The sequence below is a fragment of the Granulicella sibirica genome, from assembly GCF_004115155.1.
GTDB classification, from domain to species: domain Bacteria; phylum Acidobacteriota; class Terriglobia; order Terriglobales; family Acidobacteriaceae; genus Edaphobacter; species Edaphobacter sibiricus.
In genome coordinates this window covers 44,994-61,274 of record NZ_RDSM01000005.1, presented here as the reverse complement: position 1 = coordinate 61,274, position 16,281 = coordinate 44,994, and the positions used below count along the sequence as shown (strand labels likewise).

The window sequence follows — 16,281 nt, the reverse complement described above, 5'->3', positions numbered from 1 at the left end:
TTCCCAATCCTTTCTTAGGAGCCTGAAAGCCTTTTGACACGCGATACGCGGGACCGCCTGCGAACGGAGGCAAATCTATTCGCAGGGAAATAGGAATGTCAAGAACAAAGTTAGCCTTACCTGTAACGATACAGGTTGAAACAATTGTTATTTGGGAGGGGGGAAGGCGCGTCTCAGGAGCGGCACAAGGTAAACGCCGCATCTCGCGGCCGGGCGTGGGTCACGAGCTTTAGCTGCTCGATGCCGCAAGTAAGGCCTAATGGAGGGTGCGATAGGGACTCTGGCGTAGTCCGCTCGCCCATTTAGTGCGTGGGTATGTGCCTTCGGCTCGGAACGGTGGGCGATATCATTTTCCCAGCGTCAGGCTTACCTTTCGACCGTCGTACGAGACCTGGCGCGGAGCCGTCGATCCTATCACCAGAACCTTGAAGGTCCGGGAAGATAGCATTCCGGGAAAACTTCCAGTGCGAGAGCCAATGGAGAGTTCAGAGGCTCGATCATTCCAGTGGAAATCGATCGTACTCTTTGCGCCATGCTCATAGTTGTAGTTCGTCCCTTCGTCTTCGTACAGCTGGAAGTTGCCGTCCGCGCCGGGATAAATACGGATTTCGAGAACCTCATTGGAAGTCTGTGCCGCGTATTGACTGACGTGGCCGAGAGGTACAATACTTCCGGCTCGAACGAGAAGTGGCAGCCTCTCAATGGGAGCGTCGATCATTGTAGTCGTTCCGGATTGGACGCGAGCACCAGTCCAGAAGTCGTACCATCCACCCTGTGTCTTCGGCGCGTAGACCTGCCACCGCTGTACGTCTGCCTGAACAACTGGAGCTACGAGGAAAGACGAACCGAACATATATTCATATTTCTGATTCAGCGCCTCTTCGTCGGTTGAGAAGTCCATAACCAGTGGGCGCATCATCGTGTCGCCGTGAAACGTAACGGCGGCGGCCTCGGAGTAGATATATGGCATGAGCTGGTAGCGAAGATCCAGGAAGCGCCGCACCCCATTCTCTGTCTTGTCGCCGAAGCGCCAGGGCTCGGTGTCAGTCTGGTATCCGTGTACGCGTTGTAGGGGACTAAATGTGGCGAACTGAAACCATCTTAGAAGCCGCTCGTGATAGGCAGGATCCGTATATTGACTCTCTCCCGGACGGAAGAACCCGCCTGCATCTGTCGTCCAGTAAGGCAATCCGCTAGCGGAGTAGTCGAGTCCGGCAGTGATTTGTCTACGAAGGGTGTCCCAGCTATTGCCTATGTCGCCAGACCATGTCGCGGAGGCGTATCGCTGCTGCCCAAGAAATGCGCTACGGGTCAGGATGAAGACGCGCTTCTCCGGGGCGTCCTTCCTTTGGCCCTCATAGACCGTCTTGTTGACGTAGAGCGGAAACAGAAGCCTGACCTTCTCACCTGGTCCGGCGAAGGTTTGCCTTCCCACCAGATCATCGTTTTCGGGTTCCGTTGCGTCTTGCCACCAGGCATCAATTCCAAGCGACAGCATCCGCTGGCTGAACTTCTTCCAATATAGTTGCGCAGCCGCCGGGTTGAAGAGATCCACCCATTGCGTGTTAGGGACATAATATTTTTTCTCAGCGAATTCCTTGCCGACTTCTGTGTCCGGATCGATCTTTGACCAGACAGAGACCATTAGCTTGATGTTCATCGCGTGGAGTTTACTCACCATGTCGGCGGGATCAGGATAATAACGCTCATCCCACTTCATCGCGTTCCATCCGTATTTACCCCAGTACTGCCAGTCCTGGACCAGGACGTCGACCGGCAAGTTCCTTCTGCGGAATTCCGCGGCTGTATCAAGAATCTCCTGGCTGGAGTGGAAGCGCTCTCGGCAATGGATGTATCCATAGGCCCAGAGTGGCATCAGGGGTGCGGGACCTGTCAGTTGCCTGTAGGTCGCGATGACATCGTTTGGGGTTGGGCCGGCAAAGACGACATAGTCGACTGCCTCCGCGACAGGAGATCTCAGGACGGTCCGATCCTCTGACTCTCGCCAGGACAGAACTGGCTTATCCGCCTGCTCTCCGATGACGCGGATCGAATGAGTTCCTTCAGAGAGATTCGTGAGCAAACTTGTTGTAGGGGGAAGCCATTGATTTGCGAAATCAACCTCCACGTGACCGTCAATCTCAACGTGGTAGCGCTTGGCCATGGCCTGTCCAACGTCCAGCATAAGGGCGTATCGTCCGGTCCTGGGAACAGTTATCTTGCCAAGGAACTCTCCCTCCTGCATCTTCTGTCGTTTGGTTCCCTCCGTCGTGGTGACGTCGACAGTCGTAACCTTTCCGCTTGTCGAGGGCGTCAACATGATTCGGGCATCAGCGGGATTCAGGTCGGTCAAGCCGTAGTTGTGCCATAGGATGCCATACCCTTTGCTCGATAGGAGGAAGGGAATTGCTATCTGGGTATTCACCTGGGTGAGCCGTCGAGGGAGATCCCGGATATCGAGATAGCCATCCTGGAATTGGCCGCTTCCATAGAGGTGCTCGTCCTTTGGTGAGACAAAGCTCTGTTCGGCCGTGAAAGTTGGTTCTCCCTGTATCGACGAAGACGCCAGCCTGCGCGTTCCAGGTATCTCGGATAAAAATTGCCTGCCTGCCGCGTCGGAGAATTGCAGAGCACCTGTACGACGATCGTAGACGGCTCGCATCTTCTCGGTGGTGAGGGTGACCGTTGTTCGGCTCTCCAGGAGTCTGAAGGGTGGTGTGGGCACATTTTCGGTCAGCACGAGACTTGGGTCTTCGTGAGAATCGGCGGTGGCGCACCGGATACGCATGGCACTCGACGTGAGAGGACGCAGGGAGAGGACGCATTCGGCTGTTGCTATCTGAATCCCCCACGACGTCCGTGTCACTGTGTCAACTGGACTCGACCTCCGCTCAGCGGCAAACGATGAGGGCGTGGTAGAGAGGGTACCCACGAACGCAAGGACGAAGAGGTCTGCTAGATGCCGTTTAGAGAAGAAAGTCACTGGGTTCCCTTTAGTAATGTGGAGTGACCCGGGTGGTGAAGTTAGCAGGATCCGGGTGCCGCAGGATGAACGACGGCGAAACTATTTACCGCCATTTCCAAATACTGTATCGTTACCGGTAAGGTGTAAGCTAGGGAAATACGCCACTGGGCGAAACGTGGTCAAGTGGAAAAGCCCAACCCTCTGGAAGCCAGCGAGGTCCATTCGTGAAGATGAATCGTCGTACAGCTATCGCCCTTCTTGCTGCTTTCGGGCAAGCCGCCGCTTCGAAGAAACTCTATTCGCTCGCCGGCGCCGACCGCGCCAATCCGAAGGGTCGCCTTGCGACATCGGCCGAGCGCGATCTAGCCCACGGTCCTTTTGAGCCTTCCTGGAACTCTCTGAAGGCGCACTATAAGACTCCTGACTGGTTTCGGGACGCCAAATTCGGGATCTGGGCTCACTGGTCAGCTCAATGCCAGCCGGAAGAGGGCGACTGGTATGCGCGTCGGATGTACATCCAGGGCGACTCGGCCTACGAGTATCACGTCAAGACCTACGGCCACCCCTCCAAGGTGGGCTTCAAGGATATCGACATGATATGGAAGGCCGAGGGATGGAACCCCGAAGGGCTCATGGATCTCTACCAAGCTGCCGGAGCGAAGTACTTCATGTCGCTTGCCAATCATCATGACAACTTTGACAATTGGCCCTCGAGATACCATAGCTGGAACTCGGCGAAAATCGGCCCCATGAAGGATATCGTCGGCACCTGGTCAGCGATATGTAAGCGACGCGGGATCCGCTTTGGCGTTTCGAATCATTCTGCCCATGCCTGGCATTGGCTTCAGACTGCCTACGGGTACGATGCCGAGGGACCGATGGCTGGAGTCCGTTACGATGGCTTCACAAATAGCGACCGGCTTTCCAACGGTCTCAACCCTCAGGACCTTTATGTTGGGCCGAGTCCCAATCTCGTCATACCTGACGGGGTCACATCCATTGCCGAAGCCAAGGCTTGGCACGATAAGAACGACCGCATTTGGGATGAGAACCCGCCCTGCGACGACCCAGAGTTCGTGAACACCTGGTTTCTCCGTTGCAGAGATCTTCTCGATACCTACGAGCCCGACATGATCTATTTCGACGACACGGAACTTCCTCTCGGTCAGGCAGGGCTCGATATCACGGCTCACTTCTACAACTCCAACCGTGCGCGCCACGGCGGGAACCTGGAGGCCGTAGTTTTCGGCAAAGAGTTTGTTCCGCAGCACCGCGGTGCAGCTGCCCTGGACCTCGAACGCGGGCGCTCCAACGACATCCTGCCCATTCCGTGGCAAACCGACACCTGCATCGGCGACTGGCACTACAACCGCCATGTCTTCGAAAACCACACCTACAAGAGCGCAAAGACCGTCATCCACATGCTCGCGGACATCGTTAGCAAGAACGGGAATCTGTGCCTGAATATTCCGCTCAAGGGTGATGGCACCATCGATTCGGACGAGCGCAAAGTCCTCGACGACCTTGCTGCGTGGATGCCCACCAATGGTGAGGCCATATTCGGGACGCGACCCTTCAAGGTCTATGGCGAGGGCCCGCCCGACATTGTCTCTACGGGAAACTTCAATGAAGGCAAGGGCCGCCCCTACACTGCCGAAGATATACGTTTCACTACAAAGGATGGAGATCTCTACGCTATCGCGCTGGGCTGGCCCAATGACGGCAAACTACGAATCAAGTCACTGGCCCGGAACTCCAAACTCCTACCTGCCGAGATTATAAGAGCTGTGATGCTTGGCAGCTCCACTCCTCTTGTTATGGAACGCAACAGTGAAGCTCTGGTATTGACGCTTCCCAGTCAGAAGCCGAACGACATAGCGTACACCTTTCGGATAACACCGAATAGGCTTTAGCCTCAAGAAGGCAGGTCCTAGAGAGATTCTGCCGGTGCGGGATGCTTTCTCGGGCGCGTTTCCGATCGCCGGGATAGCGGGCGATTTGAGGTCCTCTTGTTTGAGCCTCTCGATCCTAAGAGGCGCAATTGCTAGAACTTGATTGAGCCGGTGATCCTGCTTCTCAGCGCGACTCTGAATCCATATCTCGAGATGGTAGCGAGAGTGCTGCGGTAGTCCCTACAAAGATATGGCAGCGTAGCACAGCGCTTCTATGACGGACTTCTCGTTCAGCACGAATGCTACGCCTGGGTCAGCTAACTGCATGGGCCCCTGCCCGTCGGTTCTGGAGCGATGACATTTTGCGGCAACCTTCTTGAGTGGCAGTTGCGTTCTCCTATGCTTTCTTGGCAGACATATGACACAAGCCATCGGTCGTATCGTTTTCTCCTGGACGTGCTATGCATGTTCGGGCCCCTTCAAAGGTTTATTCTGGTACACAAGGAAGAATCCCGCGGGGACCAAGAAGACCGTCAAGATGACGGAAACCGTGAGACCACCAATGAGCGCCTGCGCCAAGGGAGCATACGCTTCGCTACCCTCACCGAGCTTAAGCGCCATTGGCAACAGACCGATCAAGGTCGCTAGAGACGTCATGAGGATGGGCCGAAGACGAACGCGGCACGACGTACTGATCGCCTCACGCACTGCCATCCCGTCCTTCATCAGGTGGTGAGCGAATTCGACGATCAAAATACTGTTGGAAAGAACGATGCCGGCGAGCATCACAACACCCATGAGAGACATCACGTTCAGCGTCGTACCCCAGAGCAAGAGAGTGACGATGACACCGGTGATTCCTGGAGGAAGTGCCAAGAGATGATGAACGGATCAATGAATGACCGGAACTGCGCCACTAGAATCAGGAAGAGTAGAAGTACCGACAATGTGAGGCCGATGGCGAAGCTTCTAAAGGAAGCGTTCATCGAGTTGACGCTCCCTGTAAGCGTCACATCAATGCCATGGGGAGGATTTGCGTCGGCGACAATCTTGTTGATCTGATCAGTGATCCGATTTAGGCTTTCTTTCTGCGGACGAACATAGATGTCTACGAGACGGCGAATCTGCGTGTGGTCCATCTCGGTCGGTGCTTCGAACTGCTGAATATCAGCGACCATATCGAGGCGAGTAGGCGCTGTGATATTGATGCCATGTAGGGGGATAGCCTTCAGGTCTTCGAGAGATTTCACCTGCCCTTCCTTGTACTGCACCGTGAGGAAGTAGTTATTACCGCTCTTGGGATCAATCCAGATGCTTGGGGCGATCATCTGGTTTGAGGTTAGCGCGGTGATGACGTTCGAGACGATTTCCTTTTCTGTGAGGCCCAGTTCGTCCGCTCGGGTCCGGTCAATTGCGATCCGAAGAGATGGGTAGTCGATATCCTGCGGGATATAAACGTCGGCTACGCCGGTGATCTGACGAACTTTCCCTGCGATTGACTGTGCAGTGTTGTAGTCGGCGATCATATCGTTCCCGGCGACGCGAATATCAATCGGAGCGGGCGCGCCCATGTTGAGAACGCCGTCGACAAGGCTACCGCTGGAGAAGAAGGTTTGTAGCTCAGGCATCTGCTCGGCCAAGGCTTTCTTCACTTCGTCAATATAGGTATAGCTGCTGACATCGTGATCCTCACTAAGCGCCACCTGGGTAAAGCCGGTGTGCATGGCAGAGTTCGGTGTAAAGAGAGCTGAAAAGCCGGGATCCACGCCAATGTTTGTCAGCGTTAGTCCCATATCGTGCTTAGACACAATGCCGCGTACGATGCCTTCGATCTTGGCCGCTTCCGCCTCGGTATCCGTCAGCTTCGTTCCGGAGGGAGCTTTGAAGTTGATAACGAACTGACCAGCATCGGTTCGGGGAAAGAAGGAGAGACCGAGCAACGGGAAGAGGAACAGGCTCAGCACAAATACAATGCCAGAAACTGCGAGTACTTTTCTGGGAGCTCCCAGAACTCCTTGGACAAGAGCATCGTAGCGACGCAACATCCCGTCGAACCCCCGGGTGAAGCTGGCATTGAAGCGCGCTCCGAAACCGGGCTTTTTCGAAATGGCAGCCGCGACCGCGTACTCTCCTTGAGCAGATTCGTGAACAGTATCGCCATGATGGCTCTTGATGAATCGCGCGCAAAAGAGCGGCACCACCGTGAGCGCCACGAAATACGACGCGAAGAGCGAGATGACGACAGCGAGCGCCAGAGCTGAAAACAAGAATCGGCTTACTCCATAGAGCATCGTGACGGGGAAAAACACGACAACTGTGGTGAGAGTTCCCGCGAGGACAGGGAGTGCGACCTCTTGTCCGCCCTTCTCTGCTGCCACCTCCGGCACCTCGCCACCTTCGAGGTGGCGGAAGATGTTCTCCAGCACGACGACGGAGTTGTCGATGAGCCGGGACAACGCCAAGGCTAGACCACCTAGCACCATGCTGTTAATCGAGCTGCCTGTCAGCTTTAGCACGAAGAAGGTTGTCAGAAGTGACAATGGAATGGAAAAGAAGACCGCAAGCGTTGCCCTCGTGCTCCTCAGGAAGATCAGGATCATAAGGCAGGTCAGGAGCAGGCCGATACCGCCTTCGTGGATCAGCGTCTCGATCGCAGTTTTAACAAAACGCGACTGATCGAACACTACATCCGTTTTGAGAGCCGATGGGACATCATAGAGCTTCTTAAGGGTTGCTCTCACGCCGTCGACAATCTTGATCGTGTTCGAGTCCGCACCAGCTTTAAAGATTGGGAGATAGACGGCTCGCTGGCCATTCACTCGAACGACGTTAAATTGACGGCTGAAGGAGTCTTGAGGAACTGCTACGTCCCCCACCCTCACGGGTGACTGCCAACCATCTTCAATGGAACCTGCGCGATGTCAGCTGCAGCTCCGAGCATGGAGTTTGTGTAGAGGTCATAGTCATTCCTGCCGATCTCCACATCCCCTGCCGGAAGAATCACGTTCGCTTCATTCACCGCGCGAACTACGTCCATGGGGCTTAGCTGGTTTGCTTCCAGTTTGTAAGGATCGGCATAGAGCATGATCTGCCGCCATCTTCCTCCAAAGGGTTGCGGAACAGATGCCCCTTCCACACCGGCAAGCTGGTTACGAACGAAGTTCTGTCCAAGATCCTTGAGCTTACTTTCATCGAGCCCCGAACCGGCGAGTGTGACCAGCGATACAGGGATGCTCGCAGCATCCTGCTTTAGGATGATCGGCGGGTAGGTGCCTGGGGGCATATCACGCAGGTCGCTCAATGCCAGCGAGGATATAGTCGCGGCATCGGCATCGGGATCGCTTCCAGCACGAAAGTACACCTTGATGAGGCTGACACCGGGCAGCGAGCGGGACTCCATATGGTCGATGCCACTGGCCAGCGTGAACTGCCGCTCCAGGTGATAGGTAATATTAGTTTCGATCTGCGCTGGAGGCATACCGGAATAGAACGTCGCCACCGCGACCACCGGCAAATTGACGGCGGGAAACATGTCAACGGGCATGTCGCTGGCGCTGACGCTGCCAAGGATCATCATGACGAGACATAGCACCACGATTAAATAGGGGTTTCGTATGGAAAATCCCGACATCTTTCCTCACTCTTTCGGCTAAACGGAACTAAGTGTGGGGCGCGTCGTTCTCGTAGGTTGCGGCTCGCGTCTGAACTTTCTGACCTTCGGAAAGACCGGTATGACGACCGACGATGACTTGGTCGCCGGGCTTAAGACCGGAAAGAACTTCGAGTCGCGTCGCGGTCTGCAGTCCCGTGGTCACCTGAACGACATGAACCATCCCATCACGAACTACATAGGCCTGCTCGACACTGGTCCCCAATCCGTCCACCGCATCGACCGGGACGCTCATCACATTCGAACGGGCTGCAAGATGGAGATGAACCTGGGCGTACATGCCCGGGAGGAGGCTCCCGTCCGCGTTTGGAACGTCAACTTGTGTGTCCATCGTCCGAGTCGACATCTGCACCGATCCCGCGAAACGTGCAATTTTGCCTTGGATTGCGCGCGGTGGACTCGAGATGTTTACATCCACCGATTGACCGTCTTTCACCTCGGCGGCATCTGTCACAGGCACTGGGAGAGTGAGGCGAAGCACGTCATACTGAGCGAGCCGAACCACTGGCATGGCCTGTGATTGCGATGAGATGCCGGCCTGGATCATCGAGCCGGTGTTTGCGTAACGCTTGGTCACAATCCCGTTGAAAGGTGCGCAGATGGTTGCGTATTGCATCATGGCCCCTGCACGGGCATACTCCGAATCGGCAGCCGACTTTGATTCCAGTGCCGCTTGTAGTTCCGACTTGGCGCTGGCGAGTTGAGCCACGGCCTCAGCATCTTTGGACTGAGCGACGTCCACCTCCTGGCGTGGGACCAAGCCTTTGTTCTTTGTTGCTACGTCACTGATGCGTTGGAAGGAGAGATGCGCGATATTTGCCGAGGCTTCCGCCCGTTGGATCCCAGCTTGGGCGGTGACGACGTTTGCCTGTGCCGCCGCAACCCCAGCCTTCGCTTTCTGCATTTCATCTTGTATTTCAGGCACTTCAAGGACGGCAAGAACATCACCCGCTCTCACGTGCGAACCAATATCGACTTTGATATTCCGCACGTACCCGGCGACCTTCGCCATCACATCGACGTCCTGAAATGGTGCAAATTCGGCAGAGAGAATGACGTTGTTCTGAAGTGTTGCAGGCCCGACCACTGCCACAGGCACCGTAGGGGCTTCAGCTACCGGAAGCGGGGCCGATTTGCAGGATGTCAGAATGCTGGCGCAGGAAGCAGTCATCAGACCGATCGCCAACGCGCGCCCTTTGTTTGCCATACCGTGTGGTCCTTTCAATTCAAGAGTCCTGCTGCGAAATCGAGTTCCGCCCTACGGGAGAGGTAGGTGTAGTTCGCATCAGCGGCTGCGATTTCCGCAGAGGTCTCGTTCACCTGCGCTTCGTTCAACTCGACGATGCTCCCGAGGCCCGCATCGTAGCGTGCTTGAGCAAGATGCAATGCCTCTTTGCTCTGAACCACGAGTCTTGCTGTTACATCGAGGCTCTGGAAAGCTTCGTTGGCACGCTGCCAGTTGTTCCGTACCTGCTCTGTAATCTCAAGATGAAGCTCCTTGACGTCACTCGCACGTGCATTGGCTTCGGACTCAGCTTCAGCACGGCGAGCGGCGAAGAGCCAACCATTGAAGATTGGAATGCTGAGATTGAAACCCGCTGCGGCATAGCTATCGTGAAGGGTGTGATCGTGGAATGGGATCTGACCCGCTGCACCACCAAGTCCGAGGGTTGGATAGCCCGACCGTTTTTCCGCCGCCGCGATCTGCTGGGCCGCTTTCTGCTGCGCTTCCGCAGCATTCAGATCGGCGCGTTGATTCTGGGCTAATGCCTCGAGTGAATCAGGATCAAGAGGAAGAGTGTCAGGGGTGACAGGATCGATGAGCGGGGCGCTTATTGATTGGGTGGCGCCCATGGCGGTCGCAAGATGTGCACGCTGTTGCGCCATAGCGCTTTGCGCTCGGACGACCGCAAGGTCGGCCTCACTGGCCAATACTTCCGCGAAGTTTACATCCACCGTGGAGCGCAATTCGTTTTGCGCGAGAGCGCTCAATTGTCTAGCGACAAGATGCCGGTTGGATTGGGCGGCTCTTGCTGCGCGGAGAACCGCTTCCGCGCCGAGGACCTGATAGTACGCATCGCGCACATTGCATCTGACCTGGGCCTTCGTCAGGGTCGCGAAATCTTCTTGCGCTTGTGAATTCAACTTTGAACTCGCAGCTAAAGCGCTGGTACGACCGAAATCTGTGACAAGCTGTGTGATCTGTCCGCCATATGCGAAGTGATCGGAAATGGAAGATGTGGTCAAAGCGCCCGCTGCCGTGGAGGTTCCTGTATCTGCGACTCTCACACCTGTGGCATTGAAGCCCACGGCCGGAAAATAGGCCGATCGTGCTTCATGGACTCTCGCGGCCGCCGCGCGAGATCTGAGTTGGGCGGCCATGATGCGGGGCTGATTCGCGATTGCAATAGCTTCCGCCTGCGATAGAGGCAGAGGTGTAGCAGACGGCAGGGTTTGGGCATCCTGCGCATGGATGTCATACGAAGCGACAGTGAGACTGAGAGCGCAGGCAACGGCTAGGGTCTTGATCCAAGGCATTAGGCGAGCACCCTCTCCGATCCAACAATGCTCGTCAGAATCTCGGTAGGATGGGCCTCGATCAGCCCATCAGTCACCATTTCCAGAAGGGCGGGAAGAAGAGCTTTCACCTTGCCTGTTTCTTCTACAAAGAAGATCACCACTGGAAGGTGCAACCCAGCGACGTCGCCCTCGTCGATCTTATGCAGTCGACCGTGAGAGCCGAATCCGGCGTAGGAATGAAGTACCGTTGCGCCTCCCGCGCCCACTCCTCTTTCCTGGAGGAAATAGAGAATCTCGTCACGCAAAAAGCGGTGCTTGGATCCAGTGTCCTGGTTGAGATAAATCGATACTTTAATAGCCGGTCCAACTGGCAGCATGCGACTCTCCGGGGATTCATGTTCTATTACTCGTTGGAGGTGCTCTCAGGGGCTGTGTCTAACAAGGCCGTCCTATATCTCCAGATTCGAGGGACGATACCGGCCAATACGAGAGGCATCGGAGCTGCTTAGCTCGCTGACTAGTGATTGGGTCAGCCATCGCCCGCAGGGAGACATATGATGGGGCTGTCTCGCCCTCGACTTCCAGATAATCAGTCTGGATCCCAAATTCGCCGGGTTCACGCTTCGAGTAGGGCGTGTGGCCGTGGCTGAAGCAAACCGAAGAAAAGATACGTGACCTCCTCCTACTTGGCACTAGGAGAAGTAGAGCATTTTTGTTCCTTACAGAATCCTTACATTTTCCTTACAAATGCACTGGTAGTATTCCGCGCCAGATGGGCTGTGCCGATCATCGGGATAAATGTGTGTCGAATCGACCCGCGCTGACGGTATCATCTTCGCCGCCAGTCTGCGTGATGGAATCTTGTCTACTCTGGGCCTGTCTCACTGCGGGTATGCGATTGGCCAAGGAGAGACGAGTCGGTAGAGTTCGTCGGTCCGGAGATATGGGACGGAAGACCTGCAGAAAACAGGGCCGTGCCCGTTGTGCGCAGCGCGAACCTACCTCGCATGCCTCTTCTCTACCGCACCCGCCAACTCCTTCAACAACTCCTCTGTTTCCGCCCAATCGATACACGCGTCTGTAATGCTCTGTCCATAAACGAGTGGCTTACCATTCCCCAACGTCTGGGCTCCCGCCACCAGATTGCTCTCGATCATCACTCCCATGATCCTCCGGTCCCCGCCCGCAATCTGTCTCGCAACATCCCTGCAAACCAACCCTTGCTTACGATAGTCTTTCCCGCTGTTCGCATGGCTCGCGTCAATCATGAGCCGCGGTTTCACACCCGCCTTCTCCATCTGCACCGCCGTCGCCTCAACCGACGTCGCATCGAAGTTCGTCGTCTGCCTGCCACCCCGCAGGATCATGTGGCAATCTGGATTTCCCGAGGTCAGCAGGATCGAAGCCTGCCCCGTCTCCGAAGTCCCTAGAAATGTATGCGGATGATTTGACGACAAGATCGCCTCTATCGCAATCTGCGTGTTCCCCGACGTCCCATTCTTGAAACCCACCGGGCAAGACAACCCTGACGCCAGCTGCCGATGGACCTGGCTTTCGGTCGTACGTGCCCCTATCGCTCCCCAGCTAACCAGATCCGCGACATACTGCGGTGAGATCATATCCAGGTACTCCGTCCCTGCGGGCACTCTCATTTCCGCGAGGTCCAGAAGCAGCTTTCGGGCAATCCTCAACCCATCACTTATTCGGAACGACTCATCGAAGTAAGGATCGTTGATCAGCCCCTTCCACCCCAGCGTAGTCCGCGGCTTCTCAAAATAGACTCGCATCACGATCAGCAGCTCGTCCGACAACTCCGCAATCGCACCCTTCAACAAGCCTGCATACTCGCGTGCCGCGGCGACATCATGTATGGAGCACGGTCCCACCACAACCACCAGCCGATCGTCCTTGCCATTGAGCACATCGACAATCTGGAGCCGCGCGTCAAAGACTGTGCGCGAAGCGCTATCGGTCATTGGCATCTCTTCTTCAAGAAAGATGGGAGGAAGAACGATGCGGCTCGATTTGATTCTGAGATTATTTGTGGGGTATGTCATAGTCACTCATCAGAATACTAGGTCTTCTCCCGCCCTCCCGCCACTAGCCTTGACAAAACTGGTTCTCCCGCCGATTTGGAGCAACGTAGTCTCGTTCCTTCAGCAGTGCCCGAAGATAAATGAACTTTCGCGCGCTCTGACGCTACTTTCGGGCATTCTGAACTCTCGTAGCCGACTCACGTGAGAGCCCATGGTAGCCTCCCATATAGGGTCCTGCTTGCTATTTTGTTTGTAAGCATCTAGATGAGGACGTGTGACTTTGCAAAGAAGGCGTAGGTCGCCTTGGTTATCCTTTCTCTGCCGGTGATGCTAAGTCGAAGTGGTTGCTCCCTGGCTTGAGAATGTAACTCTTTCCATTCCAATGCAGTGGTCCGGCTAGATCGGTGGGTAGGTTCAGATCAGCCGACATCCTGACCCCGCTCGCGGTGTACTCTGCCGTACTGACTGTTATCGCCAACAGGAACCATGAGTGTAGCAACATCTCCTCATTCTAAAGTCGTTCCCTCGTTGGCATGGATCGGTTGGGCCATCAGTCGAAATAGATGGCCGCGAGACCGACATATGCCACTTTCTATTGGCTGCGAGAACGGTTGGGGCTCGGTGTGGAGGCTATTGCTTGAGGTCGTAGCCGAGGAGTGCTTCGTTCTTACCCATGCCGTTGCAGTCTTCCTGGTTGGCGGCGAAGTGGGATTTCTCCGAGTCCGAGTAGCAGCGATATAGTGGCTGCGTATTAGGCTGCTCGGCAGAGAAGACGAAGCCAGCGCTGCGCAGACGCGTGTAGCCCTTGGATTCGCATATGCCTTTTTGTATGAGGATGTGGTCCAGGTGGCCGGACCCTTGGCTGACGCATTCTTCCAGTTCCGCGGAGGCCTGTTTGGAGTCAGGTGGCGCGGTCATCATGTATCCAAGTGGAGCCACCATGGCGTAAGCGGCCCAATTCCCCGGCACGGGCGCCGTGGTGGCCCAGTGATCATGCTGGGATTTGTCGTACCAATGAGTCAGCATCTCGCCCACTTGCGGCTCGCCCAGCGTGCGCGACCAGGAGATATCCACGGGGCGAAAGACGAGATAGCGCTTGCTGAAGTTCTCGCCGGGGTTGAGATACATATAGGTGAGCAGCCAATGATCGCCTAGCTGGTTGAGACCGGTCCTGGCGTCGATCAGTTGGGCGTACGACACAAGTTCCAGGCCGTTCTTGCGCGACCAGTCTCCCGGCTCAAGAAGCATGAGAGGCTGCGACAGCACAGGCGCGAAGTGCAGGCGATCGGTAGATGCGACCAGCCCCATGCCGCCTTTGACCCAGTTGGTGCCGATGATTTCTCCAGTGGTGGTCCACCAGCCGGAACCGGTGCCGTTGATGGCACTTGACTTGCCGTCCACGCCGGGTTCGCTCCAACTTCCGTTGTAGTACTTCTTCCACTTGCCCGGGCCAGGATCGGCGACCGGCGCGCGCGCGATGAATGTGTAGCCGCCGTCCCAGGAGTGGCCGCCGTTGTGCAGACAATAAGAGTAATCGTAGGCGTCCGGCGCGCGGATCGCGATGATGCAGCTATCACCGGTCTCCTTTCTCGCGGCCGGCGGGTCGGTGCCCCGGATGATCGGTCCCAGGATCTTCCATGTAAGCCCGTAGTCGGTCGAGGTGCCGATCGTCATCATCATGTGGGTTTGGCCGCCGTTCGCGTAGTTGCACGCTGTTTCGTTGTGTACCCAGCCGTAGAGCGTCTTGCCTTGCAGCTCGACATGGTTGATCCATTGCCCGCAGGAATCGGAAGTCCCTGGCGGCCCCGCCTTCAGCACCGTCGCTGCCTTGCCCTCCATTTCATAAGGGTGTTTGCCGTCGATGGCGAAGGTGGTTCCGGCAGCGGTAAATCCGCGAAAGAGGCCGTCGGGGAGTTGAATCTCGGTAAATGCGGCATCGGCGATGTTTGGAGCCGGGCCGCGAGCCACCAGCGGTGTGCCAACGCGAACCTTCATCGAAGAACCAAGGTCCGCAGTTTTCTCGCGTCCCTCTGGCGCAACAGCCTGCTGGCCACTCTCGGTCAGCGCACCGCAGCGGTAGACGCTGTCGGCATCCGTCGTTTTGGACCATGGATCGGAGTCCCAGGAAAAGTAGTCGATGCCAGCGAGGCGGTGCTGCGCGACGGCTACGGCAAAGTCTCCCCGCAACTCTTCCACGAGCAGGGTGCGGTTGGCTTCCTTCGCCGGGCAGGACAGGTCAGAGTTCGGGAATCCCCATTCCGTGATCCAGCAGGGCTTGCCATCTTTGGCTCCTTTGGCACGGCACTCGGCCAGATCCACGCTGTTGAGCCGACCGAGACGCTGCGCCTTGGCCACCGCGTTGCCCGGCTGAGTGCTGGAGGGGTAGCTATGAATCCCATACGCATCGACAAGCGAATCGAGGCCATGGACGCGGAGAAACGCGATGGTCGCCGAAAGGCTGACCATATCTTCCTTCTTATCGTTGTAGAGCTTTGCGCCGTCCTCAGCGCCCACCATGCCTGCGGAGATGATCGGCGTGTTCTTATTGACCCGCGAGTGGTCGCGGACCTCTTTGAGGGCAGTGAGTATCTCGATATATCGGAGAAAACCCTTCGCGATTAGCTTGCCCTCGGGATTGTGCGTCAGATCATCGAGGGAGAGAATCTTTCCCTCGCCAGGCAGCGGAAACTCCGGATTGAAAGCAGCCCAATTGATCTCGTTGCCCAGTTCGACGCCTGCGAGCGCAATACCGTTTGTATCGAGACTCTCGAAGAGGTGCTGAAAAGCCGTCTTGGAGAGTTCCGGGTCGGCAGATGACAGTGGATGCCCGCCCCACATGGACGGGAACTTAGCGGGATCATAGGCTCGCGAAGGTGATCCGGGCGCATACTCGGGACCGATAATCAGCTGGATGTGCATGCCTGCCGCAGCTGCACGCTTAGCGAAGTCAATGCCCTTATCGTCATTCGAGATGCCGCAGCGGATCACGTGCACCTGCGCAGCTTTGAGTTGGCCAAGGAGGGTGTTCTGGTCGGCCAGGCTGGCGCGGAGGGGATTGACGACGTTTACCCCAACAACCATCTCTTGTGCCTGAAGCTCTGGCACGAGGAAAAGAATCAACAGAAAGAGAGCGGCCATGAACTTGTGGCCTAACCCGTGTCTCGATAGGCTGTGCATCCGGTTCTCCTTGCAGATAGC

8 protein-coding genes and 1 pseudogene are annotated in these 16,281 nt (G+C 56.2%); 1 reads left to right on the top strand and 8 read right to left on the bottom strand.

Annotated features, from left to right (window positions below; translation table 11 throughout):
• Positions 1–346: 346 nt before the first annotated feature.
• A complete protein-coding gene (locus GRAN_RS22875) occupies positions 347–2,788 on the bottom strand; it encodes a glycoside hydrolase family 31 protein (protein ID WP_241655110.1) in 2,442 nt (813 codons plus the stop codon).
• A gap of 407 nt (positions 2,789–3,195) precedes the next feature.
• Between GRAN_RS22875 and GRAN_RS22870 the strand changes: the two genes are divergently transcribed.
• Positions 3,196–4,878: an alpha-L-fucosidase gene (locus GRAN_RS22870; protein WP_128915393.1), complete on the top strand. Its 1,683-nt coding sequence runs from the start codon at positions 3,196–3,198 to the stop codon at positions 4,876–4,878.
• Between the two features lie 438 nt (positions 4,879–5,316).
• On the opposite strand, the pseudogene GRAN_RS22865 reads toward GRAN_RS22870, so the two are convergent.
• From GRAN_RS22865 to GRAN_RS22840, 7 genes and pseudogenes are all read right to left on the bottom strand, one after another.
• Positions 5,317–7,733: pseudogene (locus GRAN_RS22865) on the bottom strand (efflux RND transporter permease subunit).
• 2 nt (positions 7,734–7,735) lie between these two features.
• The gene (locus GRAN_RS26855; RefSeq protein ID WP_338323467.1) at positions 7,736–8,488 is read right to left on the bottom strand and encodes an efflux RND transporter permease subunit; all 753 of its coding nucleotides are present in this window, start codon (positions 8,486–8,488) and stop codon (positions 7,736–7,738) included.
• A gap of 28 nt (positions 8,489–8,516) precedes the next feature.
• Positions 8,517–9,734: an efflux RND transporter periplasmic adaptor subunit gene (locus tag GRAN_RS22860; RefSeq protein ID WP_128915392.1), complete on the bottom strand. Its 1,218-nt coding sequence runs from the start codon at positions 9,732–9,734 to the stop codon at positions 8,517–8,519.
• Positions 9,735–9,748: 14 nt separating this feature from the next.
• Complete coding sequence (locus tag GRAN_RS22855; protein WP_128915391.1) at positions 9,749–11,065, bottom strand: TolC family protein; 1,317 nt, start codon at positions 11,063–11,065, stop codon at positions 9,749–9,751.
• Positions 11,065–11,424 (bottom strand): DUF190 domain-containing protein, encoded by a 360-nt coding sequence (locus GRAN_RS22850; RefSeq protein WP_128915390.1) that lies wholly within the window; start codon positions 11,422–11,424, stop codon positions 11,065–11,067. Before GRAN_RS22850 ends, GRAN_RS22855 begins: the two co-directional genes overlap by 1 nt.
• 621 nt (positions 11,425–12,045) lie before the next feature.
• Positions 12,046–13,104: a 3-deoxy-7-phosphoheptulonate synthase gene (locus tag GRAN_RS22845; RefSeq protein WP_128915389.1), complete on the bottom strand. Its 1,059-nt coding sequence runs from the start codon at positions 13,102–13,104 to the stop codon at positions 12,046–12,048.
• A gap of 609 nt (positions 13,105–13,713) precedes the next feature.
• Positions 13,714–16,260 (bottom strand): glycoside hydrolase family protein, encoded by a 2,547-nt coding sequence (locus GRAN_RS22840; protein WP_128915388.1) that lies wholly within the window; start codon positions 16,258–16,260, stop codon positions 13,714–13,716.
• Positions 16,261–16,281 lie beyond the last annotated feature (21 nt).